Here is a 15395-nt window from a genome sequence, read left to right on the forward strand (position 1 = left end):
TAAGCATGTTGAATTTTATAAGTAAACCAGTTGACTACCTTAAGGGTGAAATCACAGTACCTGGAGATAAATCCATTTCTCATCGTTCTATTATTTTTGGTGCGATTGCCATTGGAACTTCAGTAATTGATGGCTTTTTGGATGGTGAAGATTGCATAGCTACCCTTAAAGCATTTCAAGCGATGGGAGTTAAGATAGAGGGACCTGAGAAGCAACGTGTCATCATTCATGGGGTTGGAAAATATGGTTTAAAACAACCAAAAAATATTATTGACTGTGGCAACTCAGGCACCAGTATGCGCTTGTTGGCTGGATTGCTTGCAGCACAACAATTTGATAGCCAGTTAACGGGAGACGAAAGTTTGCTGAAGCGCCCCATGCTAAGAATCAGCAGGCCTTTAAGTCAAATGGGGGCAGATGTTACTACTCAGGATGGGAAGCCACCTATTGTAATCAAAGGTGGAAAAAAATTAAATGGAATACATTATGTTATGCCAGAAGCCAGTGCTCAGGTGAAGTCGTGCTTGTTATTAGCGGGTATGTACGCTGAAGGACAAACAAAAATAACTGAAAATGCAGTCAGTCGGGATCATACCGAAAGAATGTTAAAAACATTTTCTTATCCAGTTCAGATACAAGATGGTTCTATCGTTATTGATAGTTACGGTGAGTGTCATGGAACTCGTCTGAATATCCCAGGAGACATTTCGTCTGCTGCATTTTTTATTGTTGCGGCTTCTATTACTCCTGGCTCTGATGTTTTAATTCGCAATGTAGGTATTAACCCTACAAGGACTGGCATTATTCATATTTTAACTGAAATGGGAGCTGATATTACCGTTTTGAATCAACGTGCCTATGGAGAGGAGCCAGTTGCTGATTTACATATTAGATATTCCCAATTAAAAGGAATCGATATTCCTGCTTCTATGGTGCCTTTGGCGATTGATGAATTTCCGGCTATTTTTATTGCAGCCGCTTGTGCGCAAGGGAAAACAACTCTTCATGGTGCTAAAGAGCTGCGTTTGAAGGAAAGTGATCGTATTGGTGCTATGGTGGATGGCTTAAATCAATTGGGAGTTCATGCTGAGGGTTTTGATGATGGAATATTGATAGAGGGTGGAAGTATACACGGTGGTGAGGTGAATAGTCGAGGAGATCACCGAATTGCCATGTCATTTGCCATTGCTGGTGCCGTAGCTGATGCTCCTGTAACGATTAAAAACTGTGCCAATGTTGCAACTTCATTTCCATCTTTTGTTACTACCGCTAACATGCTTCGTTTTCAGATAGAGGAATATAGCTGATGGTTTTTAATAATGAGGTTCCTGTTATTACGTTGGATGGTCCAAGTGGAACAGGAAAAGGGACAATTTGTCATTTGCTAGCAAAGAGGCTGCATTGGAATATGCTTGATAGTGGTGCTATTTATCGTGTTCTAGCTTATGCTGCTCGGAAAAATAGTATCGAAACGAATGAAATCAAAAAATTGACTGATTTGGCCCGTTCCTTGAATTTACGTTTTGAGTCGTCTGCAGATAATGAAACAAAAGTAATACTTGATGATGAAAATGTCAGTCAGCAAATCCGTAGTGAACAATGTGGTCAGGATGCCTCACAAATTGCCGTGATTCCTGAAGTAAGAGCAGCACTGCTTGAACGCCAGAGAAACTTTGCTCAATTTCCTGGATTAGTGACTGATGGGCGAGATATGGGTACGGTGGTCTTCCCAAATGCTGTTTTGAAAGTTTATTTATATGCAAGTGCAGAAGAAAGAGCAAATAGACGATATTTACAGTTGCAAGATAATGGAATTAATGTTAGCCTCGCCCAGGTTGTTGAAGAACTGGCTAAACGGGATGCAAGGGATACAGCTCGTACACATGCGCCATTGAAACCAGCTGAAGATGCTGTCTTGATCGATACAACCGGACTAACAATTGTACAAGTGTTCAATATTGTATTAAAATTAATTGATGAACGTTTGAATAATTTGTATTTTTGAATTGGGGGGAAGGTGAGTGGAACTCATTCTTCCATTTTTTTACTAAAGAGTTTATTAACATGTCTGAAAGTTTCAAAGAATTATTTGAGCAAAGTATTGCCGGAGCTCAATTTTATCCTGGTGCCATTATTACTGCTAAAGTCATTGATATTGATGATGATTTTGTTACCTTAAATGCGGGACTAAAGTCAGAAGGTATTGTTGCTGTAGAAGAATTCTACGATAAAAATGGCGAACTGGAAGTTAAAGTAGGCGATACTGTCGAAGTGGCCCTGGATTCAGTAGAAGATGGTCACGGCGAAACGCTCCTTTCAAGAGAAAAAGCAAAACGCCAGGAAGCATGGCGCAAGTTATCGAAATGTCACGAAAATAATGAAACAGTCACTGGTTTGATTTCTGGAAAAGTCAAAGGCGGTTTTACTGTGGAAATTGGCTCAATCAGAGCATTTTTACCTGGCTCTCTTGTTGATGTGAGACCGGTAAGAGATCCATCTTACCTCGAAGGCAAAGAACTTGAATTTAAAGTCATCAAGATGGATTTGAAACGCAACAATATTGTTGTTTCTCGCCGAGCTGTAGTTGAAGAAGAAAGCAGTGCCGACAGGCAAGCACTATTGGAATCTTTACATGATGGCCAAGAGCTTCATGGTATCGTTAAAAACCTTACCGACTATGGTGCTTTCATTGATCTTGGCGGCATAGATGGTTTGTTACATATTACTGACATTTCCTGGAAGCGAGTCAAGCATCCAAGCGAAGTGTTATCAGTAGGGCAGGATGTTAAAGTTAAAGTACTTAGCTTCGACAGTGAAAGAAACCGAGTTTCCTTGGGTATGAAGCAGTTAGGAAATGATCCTTGGGTTGATTTGGTTGAGCGTTACCCAATAGGCAAGAGATTACAAGGTAAAGTAACCAACATCACTGATTATGGTTGCTTTGTTGAAATTGAAGAGGGTGTAGAAGGCTTGGTTCACATGTCAGAAATGGATTGGACTAATAAAAATGTTCACCCAAGCAAAGTAGTGTCTTTAGGAGATGTAGTCGACGTTATGGTTCTTGAAATTGATGAAGAACGACGACGTATTTCTTTAGGTATGAAACAGTGTGTGGGTAATCCATGGCAGCAATTCGCATCTACTCATAATAAAGGTGAAAAAGTAAAAGGCAAGATTCGCTCTATTACTGACTTTGGAATCTTTATAGGTCTTGATGGTGATATTGATGGACTGGTTCATTTATCTGATATTTCCTGGACTGTTCCTGGCGAAGAAGCAGTAAAACAATTTAAAAAAGGCCAAGAGTTAGAAGCTGTTATTTTAGCAATCGATCCCGAGAGAGAGCGTATTTCTTTAGGATTGAAACAATTGGAAGGTGACAGTTTTGCCAGCTTTGCTGAAACTTACACAAAAGGCTCTATTGTTAAAGGTACAGTTACAGCGGTAGAACCTAAAACTGTAACCGTTGCATTAGCAGAAGATGTTTCTGGTACAATTCGTGTCAGTGAATTATCCGATGAACGTGTTGATGATGCTACCACTATTGTAAAAGTTGGTGATGAAGTTGAAGCAAAAATCACTAATATTGATAGAAAAAATCGCACCATTTCACTTTCTGTCAAGGCAAAAGATGCCCAGGATGAAGCAGATGCAATTAAGAAATACTCCAGAACAGAAGCAGCATCAACTACTCTGGGTGATTTATTGAAAGAAAAAATGGCTAGCAAAGAAGGTGAATAACCTTTTTAAGTCAAAACAAAAAAAGCGTAGATAGTTCTACGCTTTTTTTTATTTTGAGAAAAAGATTATGGTATGATGGACGTTTTAGCTTAAGGATTAAAGGAAATATTCAATGCGCATATTAATGCTGGTAACTTATCTGCTGCTTATTATTATTGGTGTTAGTTTTGCGGCTCTAAATGCCTCGTCGGTTCAAGTTAATTTTTATTTTAAAACAGTGTCTATGCCTATCTCTGTTCTTATGACTATCATGCTCGGAGTAGGCGTTTTTATAGGTTTTATTCTCTTTATTACACGATATTGGCGTTTAAAAATTGAATGTCGTAAAATGAAAAACCAATTAAAACTAACTGAAAAGGAAATAAAGAATTTGCGTTCAATACCCCTACAAGATCAGCATTAATTTTATTATTAGTGCAAACTCGATATGCAGAGAGGAAAATTAATAGATGATTAATTTATGGCCACTGTTATTACCTGCTGCCGCATGGTCTGGCTGGTGGCTGGCTAACCGCAGTAATTCCAATAAAGATGCTCATGTCCATAATCGCTTATCGCGAGAGTATGTCGTTGGACTTAATTATTTATTAAATGAACAATCTGATAAAGCAGTTGACGTATTTATCAAGCTTCTAGAAGTTGATAGCGATACAGTAGAAACACATCTTGCACTGGGTAGCTTGTTTAGGCGTAGAGGAGAAGTAGACAGGGCTATTCGTATCCATCAAAATTTGATTGCCAGGCCTCAATTAAGTATTCAACAACGTAAGGAAGCCCTAATGGCTTTAGGGCAAGATTATATGAGTGCTGGAGTGTTTGACCGAGCCGAACGCATATTCCTTGAAGTTGTCGAATTGGGAGGAAGTAGAGATACGAGCAGTCTTCAAGGATTATTAGCAATTTATCAACAAGAAAAAGCTTGGGAAAAAGCTTTAGATATTATTAAGAAACTGGAAATTTCTACCGGAGCCAGTTTTCATAATCAAGCAGCTCATTATTATTGTGAAATGGCTAGTCAAGCACTTAAAATCAATGCAATGGATAGAGCAATTTATTGTATAAAACAAGCAATGAATGTTGATCCGGAATCGGTAAGAGCCAGTCTGATGAATGCCACAATTGAAATGAAAGAAGGTCGTTATAAACAGGCGATTCGATCTTTAAAAAGAGTGCCACAACAGGATGCGGAATTTTTAACTGAAATTATTGAACCATTGGTTCTTTGTCATAAAGAGCTGGACTCCATGCCAGATTGTATTCACTATCTTGAGCAAACTTTGGAAAAACATCCCCGAGCTTCGGTGATTTTTGTTATTGCTGATTATTTGCGACAAAATAAGGGTATGGATATTGCAATTGATTTTGTAGCTGATAATTTAAGTAAACATCCATCGATAAGAGGTTTGAATCGTTTGATTTATTGGCACTTGGAGTCTGCTCATGGGAAAGTTCGTGAAAAACTGCAAATGCTTTATGATATTACTAGTAAGTTTTTAGATAATAAGCCCATATATCGCTGTGGGCATTGTGGTTTTGGTGGTAAACATTTACATTGGCATTGCCCAAGTTGTAAACAGTGGGGTAGAATGAAGCCTATTCATGGTTTGGAAGGGGATTAACTTGAGATACATACTCTCAGAAAGTTAATGAAGAGTTGCATATTAGCTTGGTATCGTACAAATTTATTATTGCGAATTACGTAAAACAATTCGAATGGGGAATTTAATTTGATTTGTCTTAGCATTTGCCAAGGCAGTTTGCGTTCAAATCAGTTTATTGCAACTTTATATTTTTATTAAGACTACCTTAACTTCAGGGTATTGATCTTAGGTATAGCTAAACAATTTATATACTAATTATGAGATTATAATGCAATTTATCGACTTAAAAACACAATATTCTTTAATTGAGAATGATATTTTAAACAGCATTAAAAGGGTATTAAATCACGGCCAATATATTATGGGGCCTGAAATTGCAGAACTTGAAAAACAGCTAGCCACTTTTGTTGGAGTGAAGCATGCGATTGTGAATTCAAGTGGGACAGATGCTTTATTAATGGCATTGATGGCTCTGGATATTCAGCCTGGGGATGAAGTGATTACAAGCCCATTCAGTTTCTTCGCAACAGCTGAAGTGATTAGCCTTTGTCATGCAACGCCAGTCTTTGTTGATATAGATCCTTTAACTTATAATTTGGATCCTGAGCAGTTAGAACGAGCAATCACCAAGAAAACCAAGGCTATTATGCCCGTTGATTTATATGGGCAATGCGCAGATTACAATGCTATTAATGCTATTGCAATTAAATACGGTATTCCTGTTATTGAAGACGCGGCTCAGAGTTTTGGTGCTACTTATAGAGGCAAATACTCTTGTTCTTTGGCTACTATTGGCTGTACCAGTTTTTTCCCATCAAAACCTTTAGGTGGTTATGGTGATTCTGGAGCTTGTTTTACTAATGATGATGTTTTAGCCAAGAAATTAATTGAAATTAGAATTCATGGACAAAATGCTCGCTATTGCCATCATCGGGTAGGGATTAATGGTCGAATGGATACTATCCAGGCAGCGATACTACTTGAGAAACTTAAAATATTTTCTAATGAAATTTTATTGCGACAAAAAGTAGCAAAACGTTATGATCAAATGCTTTCTGAGTTAGTCAAAACTCCTTATGTGCATCAATACAATGCAAGTGTATACGCTCAGTATACTATTGAGGTTGAGAATAGAGATGCATTTGCAAAGTCAATGCAAGCTTCAGGAATACCTACAGCTGTTCATTACCCAATAGCTATGCATCAACAGCAGGCACTTGGTTATTTAAATTACAGACTTGGAGATTTTCCAAACTCTGAAAAAGCTAGTCAACGTGTAATTAGTCTGCCTATGCACCCTTATTTACAAGAAGATGAGCAATTTAAAATAGTTGCAGCAGTTAGAAATGCTTTACTTATGATGAATGAAGAGGCAATGGTATAAATGACACCTAAATTAATCGTTGCGCTGGATTTTGATAATCAGGATAACGCTTTACAGTTGGTTGACAAACTTGATCCGAGTCATTGTGCACTTAAGGTTGGGAGTGAGCTTTTTACTTTGCTAGGGCCTCAGTTTGTAAAAGAATTAGTAAGAAGAGAGTTTAAAGTATTTTTAGATTTGAAATTTCACGATATCCCTAATACAGTTGCTAAAGCATGCCACTCAGCTGCAGAATTAGGGGTATGGATGATAAATGTTCATGCCATCGGTGGCTTAAAAATGCTGCAAGCCGCTAAGGAATCTTTAAAAATGTATGGTCAAGACAAGCCTTTATTGATTGCAGTGACTGTGCTAACCAGTTTTGAAGAAGGTGAATTGGCTAGTGTTGGTATTAGTAATTCATTGCCTGAGCAAGCAACCCATCTGGCAATGCTTGCAAGAGAAGCTGGGCTTGATGGTGTAGTGAGCTCTGCACATGAGGTCAAAATTATAAAACAGAAATGTGGCGAGAATTTTATTACCGTCACGCCTGGTATAAGACTGCCAAATAATCTAAAAGATGATCAATCGCGAGTAATGACTCCACAGCAAGCCATTAGAGAAGGAAGTGATTTTCTGGTTATTGGAAGACCAATTACGCAAGCGATCAACCCTTATGAGGTTGTTTCAGCCCTATTGCGTGATCTTTGACGGTACATACTTTAAAAAAATTATACATATGGTATAATTTTGTTCATTTTGAGTTAGTTGTACCACTCCTATTTTATTCTATAGAAATTTATGATAATTGTAATAAAGATGATTAATAAATATTTAATAATAATTCATATTATTTCAGATATTTATTCTATGGACTACCCAGACGTAAGGATTTACTGATGACCCCACAGCACGTCATAAGTCAACTGCTGGAATCTGATACCAAATACCCTCAGAATTTGGATTTATTAAAAAAAATAATCATATCAGCTTACTTGGGTCGTCTCAGAATTAATGGATTACCTCCGGATAACAAGATCGCACTTGGAAATTATTTATTTGATGATGAACGTATGATTTTTGATTTCACTCGATTGAGTGAATCAAAAAGAGCTTTATTTATTGAATGGTTGCTTGAACCTCATCAAAAAGACAAAGAGCATGGTTTTTTAAGTGGCGTTTATGTGAATGAATATCGAGGTTTCACTGCGGAGGTTGCTTTAAGCTGGTGGGGTATCTTAAAAAACTGGTTATTTAATAATAAATCTGAGCATTGGAAAATAACAGATTTGGGGCTTTCTGTCAATTATCAGCTGACTGGTATTGAAATGTGTCATGGAAAGCAGGGTATCTTAATTGGATTTAACCAATTTTTGGTACCACCTTCAGGTACAAAATACAGAGATCCGAATGATAGCCAAAGTGAGCCATTAGGTAATGTTAAAAGAGTATTCATTACTGATAAACTGGTTGATGAACTTGTTGGACTCAATTATAAAAATCTTAATTATGAGTCTGTCTGTAAAAGCCCTCATCCTCAATCTATTGATGTAACGGATCCAGAGACCCGTCATAAAGACATGTATGACTACAGAAAAATGCAACGTTTCAATGGTGTGAGGCCTTGGTATATCAGACTTTGGAGATGGATATCTAAACTATTTTTTGGCGATACATACGACGCTAAAAAAACAAGCACTTCAGACGACAATTTGGAATTACTTTATAAAACTAAAACTGTCAAAATTTATCAGCGCTCCAAATCAAAAGAGATCTTGGTCACAGAGAAGCGACCTGATATTACTAATTTGGTTTTTTGCGGAGGCGGAGCAAAAATTTTTGCTCATGTGGGAGTTTGGAAGGCTCTCAATGAAGCTGGGATGAGGCCAACCAAATTCGCTGGAAGCTCTGCTGGCGCAATCATGTCTTTGATGTGCTATCTAGGTTACACTGCTGATGAAATTACTGAACTTTTTAAACATTTCAAACAAGAACATTTAGTTCAATTTGATATAGACAGAAATGGATTATCTGACACACATTCTTTAAAAACTGCTTTGGATTATGCTATCGCAAATAAAGTAAGGCAAATAGTAAACAAATATAAAATTCCATATCCTAAGGGAAAAATTACCTTTAGCACTTTAGCATCACTTAGAGAGCAATTTCCTGATTGTGGAATAGGTAAAGAGTTGATTGTTACCGCAACAAACAAACGATCAGGAAAGACTATTTATTTGTCAGCAAATCGTTATCCATTATTGGAAGTCAGTGAAGCAGTTAAAATTTCAGCAAGCTTTCCAGTTTTGTATAGAGATACCCTACTGGATGGTGAAGAGCATAATGATGGAGGCATATTAAGTAATTTTCCAACTGAAGTTTTTTTTGATGATCATTCAACGTTGCTCGAATCTGAATTCGGTAATAATTTAAAAGTATTGGCAGTCCAATTTGATAATGGAATTGAAAGAAATGTGATTGATAGAATAATGGACAAGGTTTATCGAGAGAATTTTATCTTAAACTGGATTTATAGCTTACTGACTGGGGTCAGTGACCCTGCAAGTGGCTGGGAGAGGGATCGTCTTAAATTAAGACAATATGCTCTTCAAACTATAATTCCTGAAACCGGTAAAGTATCCACTACAGGATTTAATGTAGAAAGGCAGAGTCAGGAGGAGTTGATCCAAAATGGTTATCGATCAACTCTGGATCATCTTAATATAAGATATACTAAAAAAAATAATACCTATGTTAATCAGGAAATGATGTACTCTACTTTTAATTCCTTGGGAGATTTGCTTGCTTACTGTTGTTACAGAGGAGATGAGCAATGGTTTAATATTGTAAATAATCTAATCGTGCAATCTACCTTGCCTAACCGTACTGCTTTAATGAAACAATCCCTAGAGCTTAGAAAACTTTATTTTAATTCGTCACTACCCTCTAATCCTGAAAAGAATAAAACAGTTTCCAATGAAAGCAATACATTAACTTTTTTTGGTAATGCAGTCTGCCAGCATCATAACCATACCCTGGAAGTTGAAAATGGAAACCATGATGTCTTATTGGCGGTCTATCCAATTTTTTTAAAACTATCTGCTGATTTATTAATAAGTAAAATTGATAAGAATCTATTAGATCGAGCACGTCATTCACTAAATATACACTCTCCCTTTGATTGTCTTGAGCACTTTAACAAAATTTCAGGAGATGCTCATATCATTATTCATATTATCGTTAAATTAATACAAGAGCTCAAAGAGAATCCATGCCAACAAATTTATGATCTATTAAAAGAGGTTAGGCATTTATTGTATAGTGACATTAATCTTTTAAAAGCAAACTATTTTGGCAAATGGGACTTAAGTCTTCCTCAATGTATACAGATCTTGAGTTTGTTAAAGCAGGAAAAGCATGACGAGGTATCTAGGTTACTCAATATCCTACGTAACAATATGGAGCCTGTGCAAACAGTAAAAGGAGGAGTTCATCATGATGACCTTAGTAACGGGGGCCACGAGAGGTATAGGCTTGGCTTTGGCGCATGAGTTTGCATCACATGGCCATGATTTAATACTTGTTGGTAGAGACTCTGAACAGCTGAAACAAATTTCAAAGCAATTAAATTCACAATATCAAGTTAAAGCTGAATATAAAGTACATGACTTAAGTAAACCAGGAAGCGCACTTAAGTTGTATACTGATTTAAAGGAGCAGGGTGTAGAAGTCAATTGTCTGGTTAATAATGCAGGCATAGGCTATATGGGCTCATTTGTTGAGATGGGTATGAACAAGCTCGATGATTTAATGCTCATAAATATGGTTTCCTTAAGTGAATTAACACTATGCTTTCTACATGATTTTGTAGCTCGAAACGAAGGCAGTATTTTACAGGTATCTTCAACAGCAGCATTTCAACCGGGTCCTTTTATGGCAGTCTACTATGCAAGTAAAGCTTATGTGGCAACGTTTTCCCATGCTATTGCTTATGAGCTTAAAGATACTAAGGTATCAGTGTCTATTCTTTGTCCTGGAGCAACAAAAACCAATTTTTTTCATGCCTCTGGGATGGAAAGCTCTATGTTGGAGAGGGGATATATTGGAATGATGACCCCGGAAAAGGTGGCTAAAATTGCCTATAAAGGATTAAAAAAAGGAAAATTGTATATTATTCCAGGGCTGAGAAATAAAATTTTAGCTTATGCTGCAGCCATAGCACCTAAGGCGATTGCTATCAGGATTGCATCTTATCTTCATCATAAAATTTCGTAGATGGTATGCGACTTCAATTGATGAAAATAAGAGGATTTACTCTACTTGAAACGATGCTTGCATTAGCTTTGCTTGTAGGATTATTACTTTTAGGTTCGTGGCCATTTTTTTCTCTAATACAAAAAAATGAGAGAGAAATGTTAATCAATGATATAAAAACTGCTGTTCAATACTCTAAAATACAGGCTATTCATTTGGGGAATCCGGTTTATCTTGTTCCTTTTGGTTCTAATGAAAATTGGTCCGGCGGGATGGTTCTTGCTCGATTCGATCAAAAATCCAATAAAACTGAGCTGATTCACCAATGGCAATGGAGTGTTAATTCCTGGAATATTAATTGGAAAGGAGTAGATTCCACCAATAGAATTACTATATCCAATATTCCGAATCGTGCGATGAGTAATGGTAAATTTATTTTGGATAATAGGCTAACCAATGAAAAAGTTGTGGTTACTTTAAATAGGCTTGGAAGAGTTAGGGTGGGGGATTTAATTAATACAAAATCAAAATAAAATGATCTTGTTTTCATCTTAAATGATAAGCAATGGTTGTTCATAAAGAGGTAATTTTGTAATATCTTATGAAATTTTTTTCCAAATTATTTATGTATGCCTATTAATTACCAATCCCTGCTGATTGCCGATGCCAAAGAGCCAGAATTACTCAAAGATTGGTTGGAATACCAAGATTCTTTAACAGATAAACTAAAAGCAATGACTGGGAATGCGGAGTTAGAACGTTTATCTCAGAACTGGTCTATCCCAAATTGGTGGGATAAGTATGTTCTATGTATACAGGATAATAGTATTCTTCAACGCGAAATTGTTATGAAAAATCAAGGGATTGTATATTGGTACGCACGATCTGTTATCCCACAATCGTGTTATGCTCTTAAGCCAGAATTTTTCAACCGTTTGGAAAATGAGTCAATACGAAATTTAATTTTTGATGAAAGCAGTGTTAGACGGTTACCAATACTTTGTTATCCTGTAGATCAATTAAATCTTGAGTTTCATTGGGTTAAAAAATACATTAGTTCTGAATACTCTCAGATGTGGGTCAGGTTTACAGAGCTAGTATTTCAGGAAAAGTGTTCATTTTATTTGGTTGAAATTTTGTTACCGGAGTTGGAAAATTTATTATGATTCCCTGGAATGCCTATGTCAGATTATTACGCTTAAATAAACCAATAGGAATTTTATTACTTTGGTATCCCACCGCATGGGCACTTTGGATGGCAAATCAGGGCTTTCCTTCTATTGATGTATTTATGATTTTTTTATTAGGCACAGTTTTCATGCGTTCCGCTGGTTGTGTTATTAATGACATTGCTGACAGGCATATTGATAAGCATGTAGCTCGAACCCAATTTCGCCCTTTGACTTCTGGAGAGATCAGTTTGTCTGAGGCGTTTATTTTATTGTTTATATTGCTTTGTGTATCATTGCTTTTATTATTGAAACTTCCAATCAATTGTTTTTATTTTGCTGTTATTTCTGTACTAATTACCTTTTTATATCCCTTTTGCAAACGATTTTTGAATGCTCCGCAAATGATCTTGGGTTTAGCGTTCTCCATGGGCATACCTATGGCATTTATTGCTTCAGGAAAAAATTTAAATAGCGATTTTATTGTATTGTTTTTAATTAATTTCTCCTGGATTATCGCTTACGACACGATGTATGCGATGACGGACAAAGAGGATGATTTGAAAATAGGAGTCAAATCGACTGCAATATATTTTGCAAGTTATGATAGATTAATTATTGCTTTGTTACTGTTTTTTCTGCATTCTTTATGGTTGGTATGGGCAATAAATAAGAACGTAGAATGGTTTTTTTATTTGTTATGGTGTATAGCTGCTGGAATATTGACTTATCAACAAAAGTTAATTTATGCAAGAATACCTCAGAAGTGTTTTAAAGCATTTTTAATGAGTGGCTATTATGGATTAGTGATGTGGTTTGCCGTTGTATTAGCATTGATTTAAATAATATTACCCTCAACTTTTATATAAAATTTGCTGTGCTAAGAGTTGGGGGTGTAGGGAAATTTCTTCGTAAGCTAGGCTTTAGAAGAGAGGACCCAACACCAACTTATGTTTTGAAGCAAACAGGTTAATTAATATATATCACTTCCATTATCAGCGACAACTCGAGTGTGTCTTCCATAAATTACCAGAATTTTTTGCTTGTTTTTTAATTTTAAATCTTCTGCTTGTACCACTGAAATAATAGTGCCAGAATTTAACTTGATGACGTATTCGACACCATGTGTTCTATTGTAACCACCATCTATCAAATTGGAATCAGCGCCGCCTTTTACATGCAGATTGGCATCAGCATTTTGACGATGTAAATTAACTGGACGTTTGGAAATAATCACACCCGGAATAACCTTTTTAATTTTGCCTATTTCATTTGCATCATATTCACCGGGAGGAAGCTCATTGCTACAACTAACGAGTAGCAAACCCAATAGTAATGATGAAATGGATTTAAATATAATTTTAGTCTTCATGATAATTTAAACTCCAATGCTAATTAATACACTATGACTCGTTATTCTAACTGAGATTCTTAAAATTATTAATTAATTTTTATTCACTTCCAACACAATGGTGGCAATTAAACAGGTTTTCAGGATCATAATGGTGTTTAATTTGTAATAATTTCTCATAATTGATCCCCCATAAAGCCCTTTGCCAATTTTTTAAATTGTAATCGGCCTCATTTCCATAAGTGCCAGAATCGGGATTTAGATCAGATATTAATTTCATTGCTTTCTTTGCCTGCTTAGCTGAAATCAGTGCTTTGTCTAAATTAGGTTTGTATCCAGGCAATTTGGGAAAGGCATATTGTTGTCCACCAATTATTGTTATTAAGGCTGCAGCATCTAATACGGAAGGATTCATTGATGTTTTTCTTTGTCTCTCGATTGCTTGCTGAGAGGCTCCGGACAAGCCTTTGTTAAAATGCAAAGACAGTTTAGTCAGGCGAGATGCTCCAAACAATGCGTTAGAGAGTTTATGCGAAATTGTTTTTTGAAAGAGAGTATAGGGTAAATAACCTGATTGGTAGTGACTTAAATAGATAGAAACTTCTGACTGATTACCGGTCCACCAAAACTCTGGGTAAGGTATATTTTTTCGCTTATCAATTACAATATGCTCGGGTAGATTTTTGCTAAGATAATCGTAATCCCAGAATTTTCTTGCAGGTAGAACCAGACTGTCTATTGTAAATTGATAATGTTCGGGTTTTTGAGATAACCAAGTTTTAAATGGTTGCCATAATCTATCAACCTGAGTTTTGCTCATCCCTTGAAAAACCAAAGCCAGTTCCATTTTATTATTGGGGGCCAATATGACTTGCTCCCCCCAATGCTCATTATGAAGCCTTTCCCTGTAAAAAATAATGAAATAATCTATGAGATTTTTAAAATCCCGATCTGTTTTTGCTGTAATAGTTCCTGTTAATGCTCCAAATGTTGCGGGCAATTCATGCGTTTCCAAAGTGATTTTACTCACGATACCATAAGTTCCGCCGCCGCCACCTTTCAATGCCCAGTACAAATCCTGGTTTTGGCATTCATTCGCTATCAATATTGAGCCATCGGCAGTAATAACTTCTGCTTCTAAAATTCCTCCTGCACCGGTTCCATATTTTTTGGAGAAGCTCCCAAAACCACCTCCTTGAATAAATCCACCTGCAACCCCTACAGAAGTACAGCCTCCGCCCTGAACATAGCGTCCATGATTTACAGTAACCTCTTTATAAGCCTCTATCCACCTTGTACCTGCTTCCGCAGTTACTGCAGCAATACTTTCGTGATTCGCAGGACAACCGCGTGGGATGAAATGATTCTGGAACTGTACTTTTCTCATATGATGTGTCCAAATCAATAAAGAATCAGGGGCATTGGACCTTCCAAGATAGTCATGCCCAGTGCCTTTGACAACGATTTTGATATGATGTTTTCGGGCAAAGTTTACAGCATGCGCTATTTCCTGAGCCGTTTTTACTGCGACTACGTATGGGCTTATTTCTGAAGTCCAGGCATCAAACCAGCCGGTGGACTGGGTTGCGGTAGGTTCGGCTTCCAAATAAAAGGGATTTTTTATTTCTTCCAAGGTATTTTTACAACTATCACTTTTGGGATCTTCAATGCAAGGTGATAGATAGTTTCTAGCTTTTATTAAATGGCCATTAACTTGCTTGTTTAGCTGCTCCCATTCTTTTGGGGTTGGCCAACATGGTTGATTAAGGAGACAATAAGATGATTTATGGTTATTTACCGCCGTTTTTGCATGAGAGAATGTTATTAATAAGGTAACAATACAGCAGTTAAATAGCATTATCCATAATTTCATTACAAGACCTCTCCCTGTTTGCATACTGAGATATTAAGACACG

The 15395-nt window shown here is 36.7% G+C and carries 14 protein-coding genes; 12 read left to right on the forward strand and 2 right to left on the reverse strand.

Features of this window, described 5'->3' with window-relative positions; translation table 11 throughout:
• Positions 1-5 precede the first annotated feature (5 nt).
• The 12 genes from aroA to ubiA all read left to right on the forward strand — a co-directional run bounded on the left by aroA (position 6) and on the right by ubiA (position 12970).
• Positions 6-1307, forward strand: coding sequence for a 3-phosphoshikimate 1-carboxyvinyltransferase (aroA, locus tag OQJ02_RS06585; protein WP_265718424.1), 1302 nt, complete (start codon positions 6-8; stop codon positions 1305-1307).
• Positions 1307-2005, forward strand: coding sequence for a (d)CMP kinase (gene cmk / locus OQJ02_RS06590; protein WP_265718425.1), 699 nt, complete (start codon positions 1307-1309; stop codon positions 2003-2005). Before aroA ends, cmk begins: the two co-directional genes overlap by 1 nt.
• Positions 2006-2064: 59 nt before the next feature.
• Entirely contained in the window at positions 2065-3741 is a 1677-nt protein-coding gene (gene rpsA, locus OQJ02_RS06595) for a 30S ribosomal protein S1 (protein ID WP_010947150.1), read from the forward strand.
• Between the two features lie 112 nt (positions 3742-3853).
• On the forward strand, positions 3854-4144 hold the full coding sequence (locus tag OQJ02_RS06600; protein WP_027221602.1) for a LapA family protein: 291 nt from the start codon (positions 3854-3856) through the stop codon (positions 4142-4144).
• A 46-nt stretch (positions 4145-4190) separates the two neighbouring features.
• Positions 4191-5360, forward strand: a complete 1170-nt coding sequence (gene lapB / locus OQJ02_RS06605) for a lipopolysaccharide assembly protein LapB (protein WP_265718426.1) — start codon at positions 4191-4193, stop codon at positions 5358-5360.
• 250 nt (positions 5361-5610) lie between these two features.
• Positions 5611-6726 (forward strand): DegT/DnrJ/EryC1/StrS family aminotransferase, encoded by a 1116-nt coding sequence (locus tag OQJ02_RS06610; RefSeq protein WP_265718427.1) that lies wholly within the window; start codon positions 5611-5613, stop codon positions 6724-6726.
• Entirely contained in the window at positions 6727-7416 is a 690-nt protein-coding gene (gene pyrF, locus OQJ02_RS06615) for an orotidine-5'-phosphate decarboxylase (RefSeq protein ID WP_265718428.1), read from the forward strand.
• Positions 7417-7601: 185 nt separating this feature from the next.
• Positions 7602-10256, forward strand: coding sequence for a Dot/Icm T4SS effector VpdC (gene vpdC / locus OQJ02_RS06620; protein ID WP_265719804.1), 2655 nt, complete (start codon positions 7602-7604; stop codon positions 10254-10256).
• Complete coding sequence (locus tag OQJ02_RS06625; RefSeq protein WP_265718429.1) at positions 10201-10980, forward strand: SDR family NAD(P)-dependent oxidoreductase; 780 nt, start codon at positions 10201-10203, stop codon at positions 10978-10980. The genes vpdC and OQJ02_RS06625 overlap by 56 nt, the downstream gene beginning before the upstream one ends.
• A 5-nt stretch (positions 10981-10985) precedes the next feature.
• Entirely contained in the window at positions 10986-11492 is a 507-nt protein-coding gene (locus tag OQJ02_RS06630) for a GspH/FimT family pseudopilin (protein WP_265718430.1), read from the forward strand.
• A 96-nt stretch (positions 11493-11588) separates the two neighbouring features.
• Positions 11589-12125 (forward strand): chorismate--pyruvate lyase family protein, encoded by a 537-nt coding sequence (locus OQJ02_RS06635; RefSeq protein ID WP_265718431.1) that lies wholly within the window; start codon positions 11589-11591, stop codon positions 12123-12125.
• Positions 12122-12970: a 4-hydroxybenzoate octaprenyltransferase gene (ubiA, locus tag OQJ02_RS06640; protein WP_265718432.1), complete on the forward strand. Its 849-nt coding sequence runs from the start codon at positions 12122-12124 to the stop codon at positions 12968-12970. The genes OQJ02_RS06635 and ubiA overlap by 4 nt, the downstream gene beginning before the upstream one ends.
• Positions 12971-13101: 131 nt before the next feature.
• Here ubiA and OQJ02_RS06645 read toward each other — a convergent pair whose 3' ends face one another.
• Together OQJ02_RS06645 and OQJ02_RS06650 are read right to left on the reverse strand one after the other, a co-directional pair.
• A complete protein-coding gene (locus OQJ02_RS06645) occupies positions 13102-13500 on the reverse strand; it encodes a hypothetical protein (protein ID WP_265718433.1) in 399 nt (132 codons plus the stop codon).
• 79 nt (positions 13501-13579) lie between these two features.
• Positions 13580-15352 (reverse strand): FAD-dependent oxidoreductase, encoded by a 1773-nt coding sequence (locus OQJ02_RS06650; protein ID WP_265718434.1) that lies wholly within the window; start codon positions 15350-15352, stop codon positions 13580-13582.
• Between the last annotated feature and the right edge of the window lie 43 nt (positions 15353-15395).

Origin of the sequence: Legionella sp. PATHC032 (assembly GCF_026191185.1) — a bacterium.
GTDB lineage: Bacteria > Pseudomonadota > Gammaproteobacteria > Legionellales > Legionellaceae > Legionella.

Coding starts and splice junctions, on each gene's coding strand:
- OQJ02_RS06625 (WP_265718429.1), top strand. CDS start 10,201: ATGATGACCTTAGTAACGGGGGCCACGAGAGGTATAGGCTTGGCTTTG.
- aroA (WP_265718424.1), top strand. CDS start 6: ATGTTGAATTTTATAAGTAAACCAGTTGACTACCTTAAGGGTGAAATC.
- OQJ02_RS06610 (WP_265718427.1), top strand. CDS start 5,611: ATGCAATTTATCGACTTAAAAACACAATATTCTTTAATTGAGAATGAT.
- OQJ02_RS06600 (WP_027221602.1), top strand. CDS start 3,854: ATGCGCATATTAATGCTGGTAACTTATCTGCTGCTTATTATTATTGGT.
- OQJ02_RS06650 (WP_265718434.1), bottom strand. CDS start 15,352: ATGAAATTATGGATAATGCTATTTAACTGCTGTATTGTTACCTTATTA.
- ubiA (WP_265718432.1), top strand. CDS start 12,122: ATGATTCCCTGGAATGCCTATGTCAGATTATTACGCTTAAATAAACCA.
- OQJ02_RS06630 (WP_265718430.1), top strand. CDS start 10,986: ATGCGACTTCAATTGATGAAAATAAGAGGATTTACTCTACTTGAAACG.
- OQJ02_RS06645 (WP_265718433.1), bottom strand. CDS start 13,500: ATGAAGACTAAAATTATATTTAAATCCATTTCATCATTACTATTGGGT.
- OQJ02_RS06635 (WP_265718431.1), top strand. CDS start 11,589: ATGCCTATTAATTACCAATCCCTGCTGATTGCCGATGCCAAAGAGCCA.
- lapB (WP_265718426.1), top strand. CDS start 4,191: ATGATTAATTTATGGCCACTGTTATTACCTGCTGCCGCATGGTCTGGC.
- rpsA (WP_010947150.1), top strand. CDS start 2,065: ATGTCTGAAAGTTTCAAAGAATTATTTGAGCAAAGTATTGCCGGAGCT.
- cmk (WP_265718425.1), top strand. CDS start 1,307: ATGGTTTTTAATAATGAGGTTCCTGTTATTACGTTGGATGGTCCAAGT.
- pyrF (WP_265718428.1), top strand. CDS start 6,727: ATGACACCTAAATTAATCGTTGCGCTGGATTTTGATAATCAGGATAAC.